Origin of the sequence: Vibrio sp. FF145, from assembly GCF_041439075.1 — a bacterium.
In the GTDB taxonomy this organism is placed as follows: Bacteria; Pseudomonadota; Gammaproteobacteria; order Enterobacterales; family Vibrionaceae; genus Vibrio; species Vibrio tasmaniensis_A.
This window is the reverse complement of the sequence record NZ_JBGONH010000002.1, coordinates 92,574-112,908: the sequence shown is the minus strand read 5'-3', so window position 1 is coordinate 112,908 and position 20,335 is coordinate 92,574. Positions and strand designations below refer to the sequence as shown.

Annotated in this window: 18 protein-coding genes; 4 read left to right on the top strand and 14 right to left on the bottom strand. The window is 44.4% G+C overall.

The window, feature by feature from the left end:
* Window positions 1-58 precede the first annotated feature (58 nt).
* From ACED42_RS01555 to ACED42_RS01520, 8 genes are all read right to left on the bottom strand, one after another.
* Window positions 59-1,453: a BatD family protein gene (locus tag ACED42_RS01555; protein ID WP_371701109.1), complete on the bottom strand. Its 1,395-nt coding sequence runs from the start codon at window positions 1,451-1,453 to the stop codon at window positions 59-61.
* Window positions 1,450-3,174, bottom strand: a complete 1,725-nt coding sequence (locus ACED42_RS01550) for a VWA domain-containing protein (protein ID WP_371701107.1) — start codon at window positions 3,172-3,174, stop codon at window positions 1,450-1,452. The genes ACED42_RS01555 and ACED42_RS01550 overlap by 4 nt, the downstream gene beginning before the upstream one ends.
* Window positions 3,167-4,246 (bottom strand): VWA domain-containing protein, encoded by a 1,080-nt coding sequence (locus ACED42_RS01545; protein ID WP_371701106.1) that lies wholly within the window; start codon window positions 4,244-4,246, stop codon window positions 3,167-3,169. The genes ACED42_RS01550 and ACED42_RS01545 overlap by 8 nt, the downstream gene beginning before the upstream one ends.
* The gene (locus tag ACED42_RS01540; protein WP_017098952.1) at window positions 4,239-4,799 is read right to left on the bottom strand and encodes a DUF4381 domain-containing protein; all 561 of its coding nucleotides are present in this window, start codon (window positions 4,797-4,799) and stop codon (window positions 4,239-4,241) included. Before ACED42_RS01540 ends, ACED42_RS01545 begins: the two co-directional genes overlap by 8 nt.
* The gene (locus ACED42_RS01535; RefSeq protein WP_371701104.1) at window positions 4,800-5,762 is read right to left on the bottom strand and encodes a DUF58 domain-containing protein; all 963 of its coding nucleotides are present in this window, start codon (window positions 5,760-5,762) and stop codon (window positions 4,800-4,802) included.
* Window positions 5,763-5,774: 12 nt separating this feature from the next.
* Complete coding sequence (locus ACED42_RS01530; protein WP_017094550.1) at window positions 5,775-6,758, bottom strand: MoxR family ATPase; 984 nt, start codon at window positions 6,756-6,758, stop codon at window positions 5,775-5,777.
* A gap of 184 nt (window positions 6,759-6,942) precedes the next feature.
* On the bottom strand, window positions 6,943-9,330 hold the full coding sequence (locus tag ACED42_RS01525; protein WP_371701102.1) for a tetratricopeptide repeat protein: 2,388 nt from the start codon (window positions 9,328-9,330) through the stop codon (window positions 6,943-6,945).
* Window positions 9,331-9,537: 207 nt separating this feature from the next.
* Window positions 9,538-11,085: an arylsulfatase gene (locus ACED42_RS01520; RefSeq protein WP_029222847.1), complete on the bottom strand. Its 1,548-nt coding sequence runs from the start codon at window positions 11,083-11,085 to the stop codon at window positions 9,538-9,540.
* A 346-nt stretch (window positions 11,086-11,431) separates the two neighbouring features.
* Between ACED42_RS01520 and ACED42_RS01515 the strand changes: the two genes are divergently transcribed.
* Together ACED42_RS01515 and ACED42_RS01510 are read left to right on the top strand one after the other, a co-directional pair.
* Complete coding sequence (locus tag ACED42_RS01515) at window positions 11,432-12,994, top strand: arylsulfatase (protein WP_004730480.1); 1,563 nt, start codon at window positions 11,432-11,434, stop codon at window positions 12,992-12,994.
* Window positions 12,995-13,282: 288 nt separating this feature from the next.
* On the top strand, window positions 13,283-13,924 hold the full coding sequence (locus tag ACED42_RS01510; protein WP_020477210.1) for a DUF2057 family protein: 642 nt from the start codon (window positions 13,283-13,285) through the stop codon (window positions 13,922-13,924).
* Between the two features lie 105 nt (window positions 13,925-14,029).
* Here ACED42_RS01510 and ACED42_RS01505 read toward each other — a convergent pair whose 3' ends face one another.
* Entirely contained in the window at window positions 14,030-14,524 is a 495-nt protein-coding gene (locus ACED42_RS01505; protein ID WP_009844954.1) for a GNAT family N-acetyltransferase, read from the bottom strand.
* A gap of 481 nt (window positions 14,525-15,005) precedes the next feature.
* Between ACED42_RS01505 and ACED42_RS01500 the strand changes: the two genes are divergently transcribed.
* Window positions 15,006-15,503: a fasciclin domain-containing protein gene (locus tag ACED42_RS01500; protein ID WP_017102596.1), complete on the top strand. Its 498-nt coding sequence runs from the start codon at window positions 15,006-15,008 to the stop codon at window positions 15,501-15,503.
* Between the two features lie 127 nt (window positions 15,504-15,630).
* On the opposite strand, the gene ACED42_RS01495 is transcribed toward ACED42_RS01500, so the two are convergent.
* The 5 genes from ACED42_RS01495 to ACED42_RS01475 all read right to left on the bottom strand — a co-directional run bounded on the left by ACED42_RS01495 (window position 15,631) and on the right by ACED42_RS01475 (window position 18,931).
* Window positions 15,631-16,098 (bottom strand): GNAT family N-acetyltransferase, encoded by a 468-nt coding sequence (locus ACED42_RS01495; RefSeq protein ID WP_017102595.1) that lies wholly within the window; start codon window positions 16,096-16,098, stop codon window positions 15,631-15,633.
* 53 nt (window positions 16,099-16,151) lie between these two features.
* Entirely contained in the window at window positions 16,152-16,466 is a 315-nt protein-coding gene (locus ACED42_RS01490; RefSeq protein WP_017102594.1) for a cupin domain-containing protein, read from the bottom strand.
* Between the two features lie 130 nt (window positions 16,467-16,596).
* Window positions 16,597-17,100: a YgjV family protein gene (locus ACED42_RS01485; protein WP_017099360.1), complete on the bottom strand. Its 504-nt coding sequence runs from the start codon at window positions 17,098-17,100 to the stop codon at window positions 16,597-16,599.
* 91 nt (window positions 17,101-17,191) lie between these two features.
* A complete protein-coding gene (locus tag ACED42_RS01480) occupies window positions 17,192-17,992 on the bottom strand; it encodes a PhzF family phenazine biosynthesis protein (protein WP_371701099.1) in 801 nt (266 codons plus the stop codon).
* A gap of 288 nt (window positions 17,993-18,280) precedes the next feature.
* Entirely contained in the window at window positions 18,281-18,931 is a 651-nt protein-coding gene (locus tag ACED42_RS01475) for a LysE family transporter (RefSeq protein ID WP_009844948.1), read from the bottom strand.
* Window positions 18,932-19,301: 370 nt separating this feature from the next.
* Between ACED42_RS01475 and ACED42_RS01470 the strand changes: the two genes are divergently transcribed.
* A complete protein-coding gene (locus tag ACED42_RS01470; protein ID WP_017099357.1) occupies window positions 19,302-20,333 on the top strand; it encodes a PotD/PotF family extracellular solute-binding protein in 1,032 nt (343 codons plus the stop codon).
* Window positions 20,334-20,335 lie beyond the last annotated feature (2 nt).

Genomic DNA, 20,335 nt, shown 5'->3' with positions numbered 1-20,335 from the left:
CAGGTCCCCTATAGTAGAGAGCCTGCCGATTTTGTTCGATGCGAATAACTAAAGTTTGCTACTTAGTTCTATCTTTTAAGTTTGGCAAGGCTTTAGGGATTTTCAAGCGGTCGAAAATTGAACGAGAATTGCTTGAGTTTGATGTGTCATTGGGTAAGTTACGTAACCCTCTCCACAAACGAGTAAATACGTTTTTGTCTTCTCGCCCTTGTTGGAGGGATTCACTGTCTTCCACCCAACGTTTTTGTCCATTCAAATTACCAAGTTGCGCTTTACCCAGTTTCGCTTTATTCAGTTCTAGCTGAGAAGTTTGGTTTCGTAATTGACGATAGATAAAGGTTCTCAATGCGGGCCAATTATTTTGCTTAAGCAAACGACGCAATACCAACCAACTTGGTGTTGGTCGATTTTTGTAATAGCGCTTCGCCGTAACGAATAACATGCCACATAACACCACTGCCAAACCAACGCTTATAAAGATCGACATGTAAGCCTTGATGAAAGATCGGAGCGTATGTTTTGCTTCAAACACCTCGCCTTTTATCACCACGCTCTCAAGACGCTGATTTTTGCTGTCCCACCACTGGAATGTGAACTCCGGTAAGGTAAATTCACCACCTTGCTGAATCACATAAACCGTCTCTTCAATTCTACTGGACCGATAGTCACCACGTTCTTGTGTGTCATCTAAACGATTAGGCTGAGGGTAAGCTTGATATTGCTGAGTCGATTCATTGGTCAACACATTGGGAAGTAACACCGACAAACTGTCTTTCGCTTTGATCGTCACGGTTCGAGTAACCGCATCACCCACTTTTAAGTCTTCGCTCGAACGTTGCCATTGCTGCTCAACATCCACGTCTGTCGCTGAAAACCAAGGCGATTCATCGCTTAACAAACCAGACGGTAATGAGGCTTCAAACTTAATCGGCTGCGTGTAAAGCGTGCCGCCAACGTTTGAGCCATCAGGTGCTGACACTTGAATACGAACAGGCACTGTAGGAATCACAAACTCGCCAGAAGTCATCGGATAAAGCGTCACTTCCCAACGTTGACGTGACCATGTTGTGCCACCCACTCGCTCTGTGTAGTTCGTCGCGAGTTGGTTGCGCTGCTTAGCAATAACATTGGGGATTTCGATGCTGCCAATTCGCGTACCACCCGTTAGCCAGCGAGGGGTCGCCACCTCAATATTCAGAATCACTTGCTCATTAACGCTGACTTTCGCTGGCGTTATCTTATCGCCTGACTTCGGTTTGTCTCCAACCCAAGCGATCAGTTCAACATCACCACTCTTCTGCAGATCATAGATATCCGTCGCAGAAGCAAGTGTAGGGAAAACAGTGCTAATCAATAGAACCATCGACACAAGCAAGGTCTTGGTTAGTTTAAAGGATTCTGAGCGCCCTACCTTTACTTGAATCAATTCAAGAGCTAAATCATGTCGACTCATTGGGTTTGCTCCTGTTTTGGCGTCTGTTCTTGTTTTCGCATCTGCTCGATCGAAGGCGCAGGATCTCTTAACTGAATTTGGAATTTGGATTTCAAGAAGAACTTAGGATCGGCTTCTACTCGCTTCAACCACTTGTCGGCAAGCTCTTGGCTACCCAAAATCTCATTCGCGTTAAGTGTTTCCTTAAGCATCAATTCCGCTACCGTTTCCTCTTCTGCACCATCACCCGTGCGCGGCTGGTCGTCATCTAATTCTAAAGATTCTTCAGGGCCATCAGTTGTGCCTGATTGGCTTTCACTGGTGCGATTAACCTCTTCGACAATGCCACTAAGCACAGCAAGATTGTTCTCCACATCCGTTCTTAGTTCTGGTGACAGACCCTCTTTCTCGCTTAATGACTTCAAAAGGTCTCGCGCGGCAAGGTATTCTCGCTGTCGAGCTAAAGCACTCGCGGCGTTATACAAACCATAATCGGTTTTGGTTTGTAAAAAGGCACTGTGAGCTAACTTAAAATCACGAGCATAGTAGTAAGCCGCGCCCTTTCGCATTGGGTCAGTAAAATGTTTTGCCGCTTCAAGGTATTCCTTCTGGTTCAACAGGCGTTGACCTTGCTGGTCGGGCGTTAACCATAAATCCCACCACCATTGGGCTGTTTTATCCCAAACCGTAACCGACTCCACCACAACGGGTTTCTCAGCGGTTAAGTTGACTGTTTTCGCCAAAGTGTCTGGTGAATACATGCTACCTGTAATCAGCACGCCAACAACACACCACTGAACCAACCACCCTTTTCTGAACCACAACAACATGATAATCGCCATTGGGATAAGCAAGCCATAGCCCATGTCTTTCCAAGGCATTGAAGATTCGCCGTTGAGCTGCATGTTTCTTTCAACCGCTCTGTTCAGTTGTTGGATATCCGAATCATCAACGGTCACCTCAACCACTCGTCCACCCGTCTTACTCGCTAAGTTACGCAGTGAATCTAGGTCGACTGGGTTATCGCTCACCACATTACTGTTTCCTGCGGCGAGAATGAGCAACTGATACGGATTGTCGTTAAAGAAACTCTCGTACGCCCTAATGGTGCTTGGGTTGACACCATCTGATACCAGCAGTACAGAAGAGCCTAACTCACCAGACAGTTGTTGATTTATGAGTGGTAACGCTTCTTCTGCTGACTTACCTGATACCGGCATGATATCGGGTGTGATAGCCGCTAGAAACGGTTCGAATACCTTGCTGTCTTGAGTAACGGGCATCGCGACGTGTGCGCTGCCTGCGTAAACAACTAAGCCCGTATTACCGCCTTTCCGAGCTGCTAATAAGTCTCTAATCTTCTGCTTAGATCGTTCCAAGCGACTCGGTGGTAAGTCTTTAGCCAGCATAGATTCACTGTTATCAAGCACAACCAACATCGACGCTTTGTCTTCACCAAAAGGCGAAGCCTCACGTTGCCATGTTGGGCCAGAACAGATAATGATGGCGATAGTTACAATCACCACCAATAGCTTCAATGGCAGCTGCCTACGCCAGCCTGTTTCACCAATGGTCAATGCATCACGTAAGTGTGCAGGTAGAATGTCTTTCCACGTTGGTTTGGTCTCTTCTCTCCAACGAACCCATAACAGGAAGAACATCGGAATAAAGGCCAACAACCACAAAGGTCGGATAAAATGAAACTGGGTAAAGAACTGTTGCAGAGTGAGAGAATCAGGCATCATCCTCTCCTTTCAATTTTTTAGTTTTAGAAGCCAAAAGCGACCTTCTACGTAAAGTCGCCAGACTAAAGGCAGTCAGATACATCACAACAACAATCGCCATTAAGTAATGGTGCAGCCCCTGTTTAGGGCGATAAGTGGTACTTTCATATAATTGTGGTTCTAGCTCACCAATCTGAGCGTAGGCTTTGGTAAGTTCGTCGCGGTTAAGTGCCTCAAAGGCTTCACCACCGGATTCTTGCGCTACTCGTTTGATGGTTTCCATATCCAACGCCACTTCTCCCACGGTTTGAGGATCACCCATGGCGATAACGTGAATACGAACGCCTTTCGCCTTGGCGACTTTGGCGGCATCGATAGGTTCAACAAAGCTTCCCGTATCATTACCGTCGGTTAGTACGATCACGACCTTCTCTTTTTCGTTGGCATCAACACTTGAATCTTGAACGGCAGCACTTTGCTTTTCGCTTTGTTCAAACACCTTAATCGCCAAGCCAATTGCATCACCTAAGTGCGTGCTTTGCCCTGCCATAGCGACATCGGTTTGATTAAGCAGTTCAAGCCACACATCTTGGTCAGCTGTAAACGGTGTTTGTACAAACGCTGCATCACCAAAAAGAATCAAACCGAGTCGGTCCCCTTTTCTGGTTTTCGCGAAATCGGCTAACACCTCTTTGGTCGCATCTAAGCGAGAGATTTTATCCCCTTGTTTAGACGTAAAATCTTGTTCAGCCATTGAGCCAGACAAATCGACAACCACCATCACGTCGCGACCTAATTGTTCACGAACTTGTGGCTCACCAAGAATGGTAGGTTTCGCTAATGCGCAGATCACTAATACCCAGGTAATGATCAGCGTAGCACGTTGCCACCAGCTTGGTGTTAACTGGCTGGCACCTTGTGACGGTGCTTCGCCAATCGCTTCAACCAATTCTCGAAAAAATGGCACCTTAATAGCCATTTGCTTAGTTCGGTAAGCTGGCACGGCAAAGTAGACTAACAACGGCAAAGGCAGCGCGATAAACCATAGCGGGTGCGCAAATTCAAAGCTGGCAGATAAAACATCAAACATTGTCTTGCCCCTCAGCCATTACCTGTACATTCGGTTTTGTTTGTACATCGGGTTTATGAAGCTTTAGCCACATCATCGCAGTTTGAATCACCTCTAAACGCTGTTCAAAGCTCAGACGCACATTAGGGTCAATTAGGCTTTGCATCCATAATTCCGAAACTTCATCGGCAAAGAACGCATTGCTGTTTTCACTTGTGTTAGCGCTAACAGGCAGATAAGCGTTCAGACGGTTTACATAGGCTTTTCCAAACAGCTTTGCATTGCTGCTGTCTAGGTAACGAAGTACCACTTTGAGGACTTTAAAGGTTCGTTCAGTTGAGTTCTTGTCTCTTGCATCCAGTACCATGAGTTCTTGAAGCGCTTCTTTGCGATAACGGTTATTCCACCACCTTAGCGCTAAACGATAAGCCAGATAGACAGCGACCAATAACAGAATGACGCCAAGGATCTTCCAGCCAATAGTTTGCGGCATCCAGCTCACGCTCTCGGGAATGGCGACATCGTGCAGATCGCGAAGGATATAAGTACTTGGAGGCGTATGTTCAACGGCCATCTAACGCCCTCCCACCAGCTTTTGAAGCTGAGAAATATGAGTTCCAGACGTATCTAATTCGATATAAGGGAGGTTTTTGATCGCCATTAATTTAGCAAGGGACTGTTTCTGGAGTGCAGCCTTTTGAGCAAGGCTTTCACTTGCGAGGTTAACCTTAGATTGGCTATCGAGATTAAGTTGAAAGCGACCATCACCCACCACCCAATTTGCGCTTGCGAGATCTTGAGGTAATGATTGTTCCAATGGGTCTGTGACCATTATGGCCAAGATATCGTTGTGTTGCTGTAACTGCTTTAGTCGGTCTAGATGTTGTTCTTGGCAGTCGCGCCAATCGCTAATAAAGATCAAGGTCGACTGCTTTAATCTCATTCGTTTTATCAGTTCAATCCATTGACTGAACCCGACTCCTTCGCTGTCACTCACACTCACGTCTAAGCTTTGATTTGCTTTAGTAAGGTGCTTTAACTGAGCCAGTAAATCAGACTGTGAACGCTGTGCTTTGGTGTGGAAGAGTTTTTGGTGTGAGACCAAAACGAAGCCGACACGGTCACCATCTTTTAGCACTCGCCACCCACACAGTGCCGCCACTTCGGCAGCCACAACGGATTTCATGGTGTTTTGAGAAGCAAAAAACATCGAACTGCGCTGATCGACACAGATCATCACATTACGGTCTTTCTCTTCGGTGTAACTGCGAACATGCGGCTTCCCCGTTCGCATGGTGACTTTCCAATCGAGATTACGGATATCATCACCCAATTGGTAGTGTCGTAACTCCTCAAAATTCAAACCACGACCACGGAACAAAGAGTTATGTCTGCCCGACAGCACACTGCCCGCCTTTAGATGAGGCAGTAGAGAAAACGACTCAGCTTGAGCCTGTATTCGCACTAACCTTGAATAATCACAGTACAAACGTGGATCAAGGCCTTGCGGTTTGGGAGCTTGTGTTGGCTTCGCCATGACGCCCCCTTGTTATCCGATCTCAACATTATCAAGCAGCTCTTCAACCACTCTTTGATGGTCAACACCATCGGCCAATGCGTCATAAGACAACGAGAATCGATGTCCTAGTACGGTGGGTAGCATTGCACGCACATCATCTAACGTGACGTGGTCACGCCCCTGTAGCCACGCATAAGCGCGGGCACATTTATCTAATGAGATTGATGCTCGTGGGCTTGAACCAATCTCTATCCATTTAGACAAATTTGATTCTGGGTAACGCTCTGGCTTACGAGTCGCCATCACCAAAGCCACAATGTAGTTTTCAACTAAATCAGAAACCGCAATATCTGGAAGTTGGCGGCGCGCTTCAAGTACCAATTCAGGTTCAATATGCTGTGGGGTGACTAATTCTGAACTCGTCTCGCTGCCCAGCTCTTCACTGCGCACCAATCTAATAATGTCGCGTTCCGCTTCGTCTTCTGGGTAGTCGACCGTCACTTTCATGATGAAACGGTCCATCTGCGCCTCAGGTAGCGGATATGTACCTTCTTGTTCAACCGGGTTTTGAGTCGCCAAGACCATGAACAAATCCGGAAGGATGTGAGTTTGGCCGCCTACTGTTATCGTCCCTTCCGCCATCGCTTCAAGCAGAGCCGCTTGTACCTTTGCGGGCGCACGGTTCACTTCATCGGCCAGAACGATGCTATTAAAAATAGGACCCGGTTGGAAATGCAGCTGAGGCTTGCCATCAAGCTCTTGATACACTTCTGTACCAGTTACATCTGATGGCAGCAGGTCAGGCGTAAACTGAATTCGACCAAAACTGGTGTTCAGTAGATTCGCCAATGACTTCACCGAGCGAGTTTTCGCTGTACCGGGAAGCCCTTCTAGAAGCACATGGCCATTAGTCAATAACCCTATCACCAGAGCCCGAACGACGTGGCTCTGACCGATAACACTTTTCTCTGTTTGTTCAATCAGTTGGTTTATTGCTTGTTGCGCATGGTTCATAGGTCTTCCCTTAATTAAATCTGGCTGCGTACATCCTACTCACAAGCCCCATAACTATTAGTTATACACGTGATAATTGTTCATCAGCGCGATAAGTTATAAACGTGATAATTGCTCATAAGCGAGACAATTAGTTACAAGCGGAATCAGCAGCAAGCTCGATAGCCAAGCTCACCTCATCGCTTTATTTAAACCTAGCTTTCAATTGGTTAATGGCTTCCGGTGGTGCCACTTTGCTCAATGATGAAATACATTGCTCAAACGCCTTTGGTACGCCCGGTATATGGCTGTTTCGCGCCAACACTTCACACTGGGCATACAGGTGCTGTGGGTTGCGGCTAAATTGGTAAGCGTTGTGCAGTGATTGACTTGCCGCAAGCACATCCGATTTCTCCAAAGCCAATCCGTACACATACCAATATTGTGGGTCGGTTTGTGCAGTTTCAGCAGCTTGTTTAAGGTACTCCGTTGCTTGTTCGTAATCTTTTACACGAAGCAGAGATAACCCTGTGCTGTATGGCAAAACACTCGATTTAGGCTGAGCTTCAATACCTTGCTTCAAGGTCGACAACGCTTTTGCTTCGTTACCTTGCGCTCGATACAAATCCGCCAAGTTGGCGTAGCTGTTTTCGAAGTAAGGCTCAATCTCGATAGCACCTTGATAGAACTCAATCGCTTTATCGTGCTGACCTAAATCTCGGTAAACGTTGCCTAGGTTAGTACGTCCAAATCCTCTATCGGCATTAAATTGCTGTATCTCAATGTACTCTTCCAATGCAGGCTTGATTTGGTCTTTCTGCAGAGGATTCATTTCTCCCCAATAACGTACCAATGCACCTGCGGTTTCTGAACGAATCGATAATACAGGGTCTTTCAGTAGCGGCTCTAGAATCTGCCAACGGTCAGTGAATGGGAAAGCAGACGAGCCTTGCACAACGCCTAAACGGATCATCTCATCATCATGTTTCACCGCTCTCGCCAATGAGATAAGTGTGTTCTTGCCTGTGTTACCACCCAAGCGTTCTAAGCTCGAAGCTCGAATGATATTGCTTAAACTTGAATCTTGAGCCGAATACGCCAGTGCATCTTCTGCACCTCGGTGCCCTATTGAGTCAGCATAAAAGTCAACGGCAAAATGCTGCTGATTACGATACTTAGAATCTGGGAACCACTCACCGATTTGCTTATCTGCCCACTGGTCGGTTTGATCTTCATGACAGCTAGTACACACGTTCGGCGTTTTAATGTGTTGGCTAATATCAGGACGCGGGATATGCCAACTGTGGTCGCGTCTTGGGTCGACCTCCATGTAAGTCGTCTCAGGCATGTGACAAGTGGTACATTGTGAAGCTTCGGTATTCGCCTCGTGGAAGGTGTGCTTTTCAGGCGTGTACTCTGATGCAATGTGACATTGGCTACACACGGCTTCCTCTGCAATTTTTAATTCTGCAGTATGGGGATCATGGCAGTTAGTACAAGTGACGCCTTTCTCTGCCATCACAGATTGCAAAAAAGAGCCGTAAACGTAATCTTCATCGTAGATTTGACCATCGTTGTGGTAAAGCTCAGGAGTAATTAAGCTCAGGCGATACTTATCAAAGAATGACCCGTTCACGTGGTCACCCGTTTCATTCAACTGAGTACGTCGGCTGTGGCATTGAGCACAGGTTTGAACTTGATTGGTATGGATGATGTCTTTTGGTTGCAGGGTTGAATTACCCTCTTGATAGATCCACTCTTTCACCGATTTCGACAAGTCACGGTCAAAACCATAATGCGCCGAGACTTGAGCATCCTTTCCACCGTTAGCTTTGGCTAGCTTGGCCTGTTCAACGTGCTCACTCGCAGGGCCATGACACGCTTCACAACCGACATTAATCTCGGACCATGTGGTGTTGTAGGTATTACTCGCGCTGTCGTAGTTTTTTTCTAGATTCGTTGAATGGCAATCGGCACACATGAAGTTCCAGTTTTGACCGCTATTGGTCCAGTAGAATTCATCGGTATTGGTGGTATCAGGATAGAGGTGAAACCAGCGTTGACCGCCTTCGCCTTCAGTGCGAGAGTCCCAAGCGAATGGAATCAACTGTACACGGCCATCTTCAAATTCAACCATGTATTGTTGTAGTGGTTCAAAGGCAAAGGTATAGCTGATTTTGTAATCTTTAAACTGGCCGTCTGGCCCTTCGATATTGACCCAGAACTCTTCGCCCTTGCGGAAAAATCGGTTAGGTTGACCGTCATGAGTGACCGTTTGGTCGTTAAAATCGCCTAATACAGATTCGTCTGTAGCATGCTTCATCGCCATATCATGATGAGAGCCTTGCCACGCTTCCACTTCTTCGCTGTGACAGTCAACGCATGCTTCAGAACCGACATACGTAGCCTTGGGAGAGCTGGCATCTAAAGTTCCTGAACCAATAAGCGTAGCTTCAGTGATCGTTGGAGCTTGTTCATTAGCATTCACACTGATACTGAGTGTCGACAACATAGGTAAAGACAACATTGAGGATAATACTGCAACTCGCTGGTGTTTCAATCCGTTCACTAGTGAGCACAACCATGCAGACATAACATTCCTTGTTTTTATACATCCTTATGCTTAATAAGGTAGACGTAAAAACAATGAAATTACAATTATTTAGTGGCAGTGGGCTCGATAGTTGTGATTCATATTCACGACTGATATCTACTCATCGATATGCTCATAAAAAAAGAGCTCCGAAGAGCTCTTTCGTGTTACCAGTTTCATCAAACATCAGTTTCAATAAACCAAAGCTTACTTATTATGGTTCTCTTGAAGTTTCTCCATAACCTGATCCAAGCTAAAGCTCGCTGCTTTTTGACGTGGTGGATATTCAGCAAAGGTTTCTAAGAACTTGCCAACATACGCTTGTGCAGGAACGAACATATAAGCATGGTCTAACAACCAGTCATAGTACGTATTCGATGTGATATCTGCGTTTTCGTATGGGTCCATTCGGAGGTTAAACAGCTTAGGAAGACGTAACGTTACAAACGGTTCTGCCCAAATTTGCATGGTACCCGTCGCACGCTGCTCCATGAACACCGCTTTCCATTGGTTGTAACGAAGTGCCGCAAGGTCACCGTCATCGGTAAAGTAGAAGATCTCCGAACGACGACCTTTCTCTTCTTCACCGGTTAGGTAAGGCAGGAAGTTGTAGCCATCTAGATGAACTTTAAACGTTTTATCACCCGCAGTATGACCTTTCAGTAGTTTCTCTTTGATCTGATCATCACCAGCAGCTGCAACGAAGGTTGGCATCCAGTCCATGTGGTGCATGATTTCATTTGAAACACTGCCCGGTTCAATCTTTCCTGGCCAACGAACCATTGCTGGTACACGGTATGCGCCTTCCCAGTTGGTGTTTTTCTCACCACGGAACGGCGTTGTACCGGCATCAGGCCAAGAGTTCATGTGTGGACCGTTATCCGTTGAGTAGAAAACGATGGTGTTGTCTTTGATGCCCAACTCATCCACTTGCTTCAATAGTTGTCCAACGTGTCGATCGTGCTCAACCATACCATCAGCGTAATTACTGATGCCGGTTACACCTTTGCTATCTGGCTGCACGTGCGTTCTAAAGTGCATTCTTGTTGCGTTCCACCAAACGAAGAATGGTTTGTCCGCTTTCACTGCGCGATCCATGAAATCAAGTGCCGCGTCTAGTGTTTCTTCATCGACCGTTTCCATACGCTTACGCGTTAGTGGGCCTGTATCTTCAATCTTGCCATCTGCGAATGATTTGATCACACCACGAGGGCCAAATTTCTTACGGAACTCTGGGTCAGTTGGGTAATCTTCATTCTCCGGTTCTTCTTCAGCATTCAGGTGGTAAAGGTTGCCAAAAAATTCGTCAAACCCGTGTGCTGTTGGAAGGAATTCATCTTTATCGCCAAGGTGGTTTTTACCAAATTGACCTGTCATGTACCCCATAGGTTTAAGCATTTCTGCAATCGTTGCATCCTCCGCTTGCAAACCAATGTCTGCTCCTGGAAGGCCTACTTTACTTAAACCCGTTCTAAGAACACTTTGACCCGTGATGAACGTTGAGCGACCTGCGGTACAAGACTGCTCCGCATAATAATCGGTAAACATCATGCCTTCTTTGGCGATGCTATCAATATTTGGAGTGCGGTAACCCATTAAGCCAAAGGTGTACGCACTCACATTGGATTGACCAATGTCGTCCCCCCAAATGACCAATATATTTGGCTTTTCTGCTGCAAAGGTGGCGCTAGACGCGGCCATCATTGCTGTACCCAAAATCGCTAATCGACGTTTAGCGCCATACTTCGCTGTCATAGAAACCTCTTCGTAAGTTATTTGCATCCTGCCCTACAACGTATAGTTCATTTTTTGCGCATACGCGAGATTACCTAAGCTATTAATCTTTTTGTCATTTTCATCAAGATATGGATACAGAAGTCATCGATATGGTTTACGGCAACAAACATGATAAGGATCACACATGTTATCTAAGGGTTTCTGGTAACCATCAGCCTAAATTCAATTTAATCAGCAAGTTAACCATGCATCATAACGATTGGTTATAAGCACTATAAAAGGACGTAACGGAATTTTGAGAATAACATTTACTCATCGATGCGTTGTTCTAACGCATTAATCTTAAAAGTGAATCGGAGTCCTTATGGGTACTAAAATTAATAAACTAGCATTAGGTGTTGGCTTATTAGCAGCTTCTTCAGCGGCAACAGCAGCAGAAAAACCAAACATTCTTGCTATCTGGGGTGATGACATTGGTGTATTCAACATCAGTGCATACAACAACGGTATGATGGGTTACGAAACACCTAACATCGACCGTATTGCTAACGAAGGCGCACTATTTACTGACCACTACGGTCAACAATCGTGTACTGCTGGTCGTGCTGCATTCCTAACAGGTCAAGAACCTTTCCGTACTGGTCTATTGACTATCGGCATGCCAGGTTCGGACCACGGTATCCCTGATTGGGCTCCAACGATCGCAGACCTTCTTAAAGAACAAGGCTACATGACAGCTCAGTTCGGTAAGAACCACATGGGTGACCAAGACAAACACCTTCCAACGAACCACGGTTTTGACCAGTTCTTCGGTAACCTGTACCACCTAAACGCGGAAGAAGAGCCAGAGACATACTACTACCCTAAAGACCCTGAGTTCCGTAAGAACTTTGGCCCTCGTGGTGTAATCAAATCGACTTCTGACGGTAAGATTGAAGATACAGGCCCAATGACGCGTAAGCGTATGGAGCATGCGGATGAAGAGTTCCTAGAAGAATCTCTAGCCTTCATGGAAAAAGCAGTGAAAGCTGACAAACCATTCTTCATTTGGCACAACACCACTCGTATGCACGTGTGGACTCGTCTACAAGAAAAATACCAAGGCGCATCGGGTATCAGCATCTACGCTGATGGCATGTTAGAGCACGATGACCAAGTGGGTATCCTTTTAGACAAGCTTGATGAGCTTAAAATCGCAGACAACACTATCGTCATCTACTCTACCGATAACGGTGCAGAAACCGTATCTTGGCCTGATGGTGGTGCTACTTACTTCCACGGTGAGAAAGGTACAACGTACGAAGGTGGCATGCGTGTTCCTCAGCTAGTTCGCTGGCCTGGTACTATCAAACCGGGAACTAAGATCAACGATATCATGGGGCACCAAGACTGGATCCCTACTCTACTAGCAGCCGCTGGTGATGATAAAGTGGTTGAGAAACTTGCGTCTGATAAAGGTGCAACTTACAACGGTAAAAACTGGCGTGTTCACCTAGATGGTTACAACTTCCTACCTTACTTCCAAGGCAAAGAAGAGAAAGGCCCTCGTGACAGCATGCTTTACTTCTCTGCTAACGCTGAGCTAAACGCAGTTCGTTGGAATGACTTCAAGATTTCGTTCGCAGTAATGGACGGTAACATTGTTGATGCAGTTCGCTTCCAACCAAACTGGCCTCAAGTAGTTCACCTACGTGCTGACCCATTCGAAAAAGCACCACACGAATCGGGCATGTACCTACGCTGGATGGCAGACAACATGTGGCTATTCGTACCAGTAGGCGGCAAAGTACAAGAGTTCATGAACACGCTACCTGACTACCCAATGCAGCAAAGCCAAGTGTTGAACCCTGGTAACTTCAACCAAAATGCTTACATGCTTCAAGGTAAACTTAAGCAATTAGAAGCGGCAGCAGCGCAAGCTAAATAATTAGCTAAAGCTTAACCAACCTAGGAAAGCGAAACCAAACCGTGATAGCTCAAGTGCTATCACGGCTTTTCAGTATATCAACAATGAAAACTGTCCCACATAAGCCTTTAACAAACGAGTGACGAACAAGGTTATCCGCATACATTTACTCGCATAGCCTTGTAACTCGCCTCGTTTATGACCGTTACGTTAAGATTACGCAAATTTTTTCAAATCCCACGGACATCACTTGAAATACAGAGATATGCGTGCGATTGTATTTTAACTCACCCTAACAACTGTATGATTATGAAGACAATCCAAAGCATTGCCCTACTCTCAGCTATCGTTGCTGCACCTTCAGTATTAGCTGACGTTGAAATCCAAGTTCCATCCAGTGTTGATATTCTAGCGGTTAACGAAGCTAAGCCTGACTTAGACGGCGGCTTATTCTCTTCTCATAAAACACTGACGTTACCAGATGGCCAAAACCAAATCGTATTCCAATATCAACTTGCATTTGATAAAGGTAACGATCGTGAATTCGTAGACAGCGACGCTGTTATCGCAACATTCGATGCGACTGATACCACACTGACTTTCGATCTGCCAAAATACCGCAACACAGCAGAAGCAAAATCTGGGTTTAAAAACTTAGAGTGGAGCCTTGTTGACGAGAACCAGAATGAAATCAGCGTTAAGCAAGACAAGCTAGTTAAAGACGGTATGCAAATTGGACGTAAATACCCTCAAGAAGCAAAAGAATACAACCAGAAAGGCGGTATTGCTGCGCTAGCTATAGGTACAACAGCGGCGGTTGTTCAACCTGTAACACTTCCAGCAAAAATTGATGGAAATGCGGCTAACACAGCTGAAGAAATGTTGTATTTTTGGTACGAAAAAGCCGATGCTGAAACGAAGCAGAAATTCAAAGATTACGTGAACAAGTAGATTCGATTACGAACAAATCTATAAAATATCTCGTTCAAACCAAAGAAGCTGGCACACTGCCAGCTTCTTTGATTTCATCTAAATAGGACGTTATAGGTCTAACAATCAACGATAATCAGGTCTAATCCTCGACATCAACAACATATCAATGTATTTCCCGCCTTTGAATGTACTCAGCCTTTTAGTGCCTTCTAACTGAAAACCTACTCGTTCATACAAAGCAATGGCAGCGTTGTTATCGGCATGAACCTCTAGCTCCAGACGGACCAGATTAAGCCAATTATCAGCCTGATTAATCGCTTCTTTCATTAATGCCTTCCCAACCCCTTTGCCGTGTGCATCAGGGTGAATCGCAATCCCTAAGCCAGCACTATGTCGGTCTCTCACCTTAGTCGTCATGAATAAGGTAATGTGCCCAACGACTTTACCTGACACTTCTGCGACTAAAGTGAAATGGTCTGAATGACCAAACAATCGCTCCACTTGATCAGAGCTAAGGAAAGGTTTTTGTGAGGTATTTTCTGATACTGATGAATGACGATAAATATCAAAAATGTCTTGGTTGTCTGTGGTTTCAAGATGTCTAATTTGTATTTCCAAAGTGATTCCTTACTGTCTATTTCTATCCTTAAGCTAATTTTCATATTACGGATAGCAACGAGTAGCTACAACCGTAAGTGACAGAAATAATTGAATAATCGTCATAGCCCATAAAACAGTCGCCACAGCCCATAAATAACAAACTCAAATACTAAAAATGCACCATTGAAGTCCCTCACTCGCCTGTTCATAGAGTAAAGTTCGCTCTCGAATCAAATAGCTCAAAGGTATAATAATACCAATCGTAGTAAATAACTGTTCACCCTAGCTTGTTAAAAATCTCGATAACGTCGTTAGGTTTTTTGATTGTAGAATAACTACTTATCGAAACTATTTATTGAAAAGAGCAGCCTTGTTCTCAAGCTTTTTTCCTGCGCTATTTTTGATCACTTACTTACTGTGATTGGTATAAATTGATCCATCGCTTTGAGCCTTTCGTAATACCTGACGAAAATAACGGACAAACTCAAAGGATTCCAACATGATTAATAAAATTAGTAAGTCTCTATCTCTTCTTGTCGCTGCACTTTTTTTTAGTGCATTCGCTAACGCCAATCATCATGAGATGAAAAAAGATATCGTCGATGTCGCAGTAGGAAATGGCTCTTTCAATACACTTGTTGCTGCTGTTAAAGCGGGTGGACTTGTAGATACTTTGAAAGGAGAAGGACCTTTTACCGTTTTCGCTCCAACCGATGAAGCATTTGCCAAGTTGCCAGATGGTACTGTCGATATGCTTTTGAAACCGGAAAACAAAGACAAATTAGTCGCCGTGCTAACTTATCATGTAGTCGCAGGGAAAGTGATGGCGGCAGACGTTATGAAAATAGACAAAGCGACAACAATTCAAGGTCAAAACGTGATGATAAGCGTAAGCGATGGCACGGTTATGATTAACAATGCGAAAGTGATTGCGGCTGATGTGGAAGCAAGCAATGGTGTAATCCACGTAATTGATACGGTCTTGCTCCCGAAATAATCAAATAGAAAGAAAGTCTCAGGCAAACCAAACTCTTTGAGGGTGTGACAGTTCACACCCTTTTTAACCTACTGGGCTAAGCGTTGAGCATATCCAATTTTACCTACACTAGACATAACGTTAATGGCTACTTAGTGGTTTTCTCCATCACGTAATTAGTCAGCTTAACGCCACGTATTTCGACTTCCTGTTCATTCACTAACTTAAAGCCAAGGTGCTCATAGAAAGGCCTAGCGGTAATACTCACCTCAGAGAAGTATCTCGATACACCACGAAATCGACCAATCTCGAATACATGCTCCATCAAAGCTCGCCCTACACCTTTACCTCGATATTCATGATGACAAAAGAAGTGATCTATCAACCCATTCGGTTGCAAGTCAGTATAGCCAACAATGTGGCCATCCAACTCCGCTACAAAAGGTTGGATACGATGCAGACACTTTTCCCACACCTCGGAGTCAAAGTCACTTGGAGCCCAAGCCTCAACTTGTTCTTGAGAATAGTCACGAACATTAATATTTCGGACGGTATGGAAATAGATCTCCCATAATGCTTTGGCATCACTAACTTGGTAATTTCGAATTCTAACCACGACACAGTCCTTTCATGTATTGCTGATTGCCTATTCACTACTTGATAGCAATACTAACGATAAAACACAGCTAGCCAAATAGTCACAACGTCTCTATCCGTACCAATAACCTTGTGCTTCTCTCTCGCGGCAATATTGATGTAATCCCCTTTAGACAAGGTAACGACACGTCCGTCTTCGAACTCAATAACACCTTGCCCCTCTACCACCATAACCCATTCGTTTTCATCTTGGTCATACCAACCTTGTTCTGGAGAACTGTGCCCATGAGATATTATTCTTTCAATCCGCACATTCTCAGTAGTAATGATGTCGTTGAAGATTTCGTCGGGTATTGACGAAGGCACATTCGAGTAGATATTTGACATCGCTCTCTCCTAATCCTTGTTAGATGAATATGGTGCAGTGCTTTATCGTTTTATCGTTTTATCGTTTTATCGTTTTATCGTTTTATCTAAAGCCTAGCTTCCTGAGCTCCTGAGCTATAAGCCCTAAGCCCTAAGCCACAGCACTTTTTCTGAAATAGAAACGATAATAGCCAACCAAGTTACTGCAGATAAATAGCGCTTCCATCAGTACAGCAGTTGGAGAACCAACTAAGTAATTGTGAACCAACCAAAAGCTAGTTCCGATGATCATCAACTCTCTTAATCGACGGTCATCTTTATTGAAGGCTGCAAAGGTTTGAAATACGGAAGCAAAGCAACTCAATATGCTAGTGAGCCCCGAGTAAGTCACAACCGTTGCGACTACTGACATGGAACTGAACAAATATTTAAATTTGGGTGACGTAGAAAACACGCTCGTCAAATATCGAATAGTGGCGATCGTCATTAGGCTCGCCGCTGTCCATTGTTCAAGAAGAATAAAGTGGCTAGAAATAAGAACGCCTGCAAAAAACAAGCATGTGACGATTTTCTTCCTCTCTTTAAATTGAAAAGACAGAAGATCGAAACAAATAGCAATTGCGACTAATACCTGAGAAAGATAAAAAGCTGACACGATTATTCCTTAAGTAGTGACCTAGCAGATTTAAATTATGACGTTTCCGTTCTAAATAACGACATTACTGTTTTATGAATGATATTGAAGTTTAGACTTTTAAAGTACCACTGATTACGGTGGTTGCAGACCCCATCAGTTTTATACGACCATTCGGTAATAGCTCTGTCGATACATACCCACCGCGGCGCGACGCTTGGTAAGCATTGAAATGCGCTTTGTTTAGTTTCTCGGACCAGTATTGTGTGAGAGCGCAATGCGCTGAACCCGTAACGGGATCTTCGTTAACACCCACCCACGGCGCAAAATAGCGCGAAACAAAATCAAGCTCAGAGTTCGACGACAATGCTGTCACAACAACGCCTCGACCTTTAATACGCTTTAGAGCATCAAAGTTTGGTGATAAATCTAATAAAACTTGTTCGCTGACAACCTCAATAAACTGCTTGGTATCGAACTCACTGTATGACACGACTTGGGCTTCACACAGCCCTAAATATTCAAGCAAATCTTTATTAGTATCCAATCCAAGATCAAGCACAGTACTTGGGAAGTCAAGCTCGATTGTGGAGTCACAAACTGTGGCAGATAGCTCCCCTGAAAGCGTATCAAACGTCACAACCTCACCCACATTGACTAACCCTCTTTCCTTCATCACATGCGCTGTTGCCAACGTACCGTGACCGCATAATTTGACTTCAACTTCTGGTGTGAACCATTTCAACGTCATCGTATTGAGGGCTAAGAATACCGTTTCTGATACTGCCATCTCTTCAGCAATCGAATACATCAACGACTCTTCTAAAGGTTCTTGTGAAATACAAACCCCTGCAGGGTTTCCTTTAAAAGCTTGAGTTGTGAACGAATCCACTTGATATATCTCTAAATTCACAATGGCTCCTAGCGCTGATATCGAATAGACATTGCAGCCTACAATAAGCACAAACACCCCGTGCTACAAGTGTTCAACAGCAACATTATTAATACTTATTTAAGAACTAAGGAATGATAAACAAGCAGTTATGAAAAGAATTGGTGGATTAAGCTGAGGGTTTAACATCGGGCAGATAAGAGATAAAACGTATCAGCCCTGGTAGGAAACAAGCACACATTCGCGGCACATAGGCATTGTATCGTGCCACAAACGTGAGGTTACTCAACAATGGTAACTTTATTGAATCTACTGACGTACCAGAGCAGATTTCACAATGGTCAAGCCAAGCAGACCCAACATAACTCCTGTCACTTTATCAATATAGTAAGCAACACGTGTAAACTCTCGTCGAACTTTAGGTGCAGATAAAAGGAAGATAATCGCGGCATCCCACACAAACACAACCACTGTCATCCAAATGCCTAACCCTAATTTAAACATGAAACCCACCTCATTATTCAGTACAACCGTGAATAAGCTCAAATAGAACAAAAGGTTTTTAGGATTAAGGATTCCCGATAGAAAACCCGTAACAAATTCTTTAAGAAAAGTGGTTTGAATGGAGACACCTTCTTCGACAACATCGATATTACTGTAATTACATTTTTTCGCTCTTATCGCTTGAACTGCAAGGTACACCAGAAACAAGCCGCCAATAATTTTTAAAGCGATCATCACTGAAACCGAAGCTGCCAAAATAGAACCGACCCCAATAAGACACAAACCAATATAGACTGCATTGGCACTGGCAATACCGAATGCAACGCCGAGTGCTTTTCTACCCTTATTTTTAACAGCACTCTTTACCACAATCACAAAATCTGGTCCGGGGCTCAATAGCGCCAAAAAGTGAGCAATCGCCACGGTAACAAAAATCCCAACTAAACCTGCATCCATAAACCAACCTCCTGTCGTTCAATTAATGCCCTACTATTGCATAACTAACGAAAAAATGCTCAAGTAGATGAATATATATTTACTAACAACCTAATAATCAAACAAATCCCGTGTTTTCGTCGTGCCAAATCGGAAGTAGATGAGTCATTCGTGCACTTCTTCAGGCGTTCGTCGGTCAAAGGTTGATATCCCCTTGATTTAACATAATGATTTTGTGCTCAAAGCTTACTTTTAGTTCCAATTAGCTCATAGGATTTTCACACCTAGATGCATTGCGTTAGGTTGAACTGAAATTAGAGACCTAAATTTGAGCTATGTCGCAAAATTTGGGCTACGATTTAGTTAAGCAAAGTAGGAAAGGAATCCGTCAGTGAAAGCATTTTATGTTTCTGTTCTTGCGTCATCATCCTTTTTAACTGGCACAGCGTTTAGCCAACAAAATGATATTTATCTCTACAATTGGGATGAATTTCTATCCAATAGCGTCGTGACCCAACTAAGTGACACGTACGGCATTTCTTTGAAACAACAGTTTTTTTCTGATGAGTCGATCAGAGATGAAGTGCTATTGAGCGAACGTCGTGGCGCATTTGAGCTAGTCATTATAGAAAGTGTAAAGCTCAATGCGTTAGCCAAGCAGAACCTGTTTCATAATCTCAGTGAGTTACAACAATCCATTGCTGGTAACATAGATTCACGGTGGGTTGATGGATGTGGCGAGTATGGCATTCCCTACGCTTGGGGGACTGCGGGAATCTTATATCGCAGTGACAAAGTAAACACTCCCACCTCTTGGAACGCTATTCTCGAACCAGACACGAACAGCAGTGGCCGTATAAGTATGTATTACGAACCTACGGATTTGGTGAGTACTGCACTGTTAGCAAATCAATTTGATCCATTCACCAATAATGAGCAAGAACTTCGCGTTGCCTATAAAACCCTGCAAGCTCAAAAGCCACACCTAGAAAGCAACGAATACGTCATCGACTATATTCGCCAACCCGAACGTCTTGCTAACATCGACCTTGCCTACGGTTATTCTGGTGACAGTTATGTACTCAATGATTTGGAGCCTGATGCCTCTTGGTCCTACGCTGTGCCTCAAGAAGGCACAACGTTATGGTTAGAGTGCATTGCTGCGATTAATAACGGAGAGTTGTCTGCACAAGCAACAACGATTCTATCATTCTTGTCGCAACCCGAGATCGCCGCTCAAAACGCAATGGATTCATGGTTTGCAACTCCAAGCTCAAAAGCAAAAGCCTTAACAACACAAGAGTACCAAAATGATCCGGAGCTTTTCCCTAGCAAAGAGGTTTTAGAACGCAGCTATCTGTATCAGCAACTCGAACCCAATAGCATTCAAATTCGTAACCGCATTGTCGACAGTTTGAGATAATT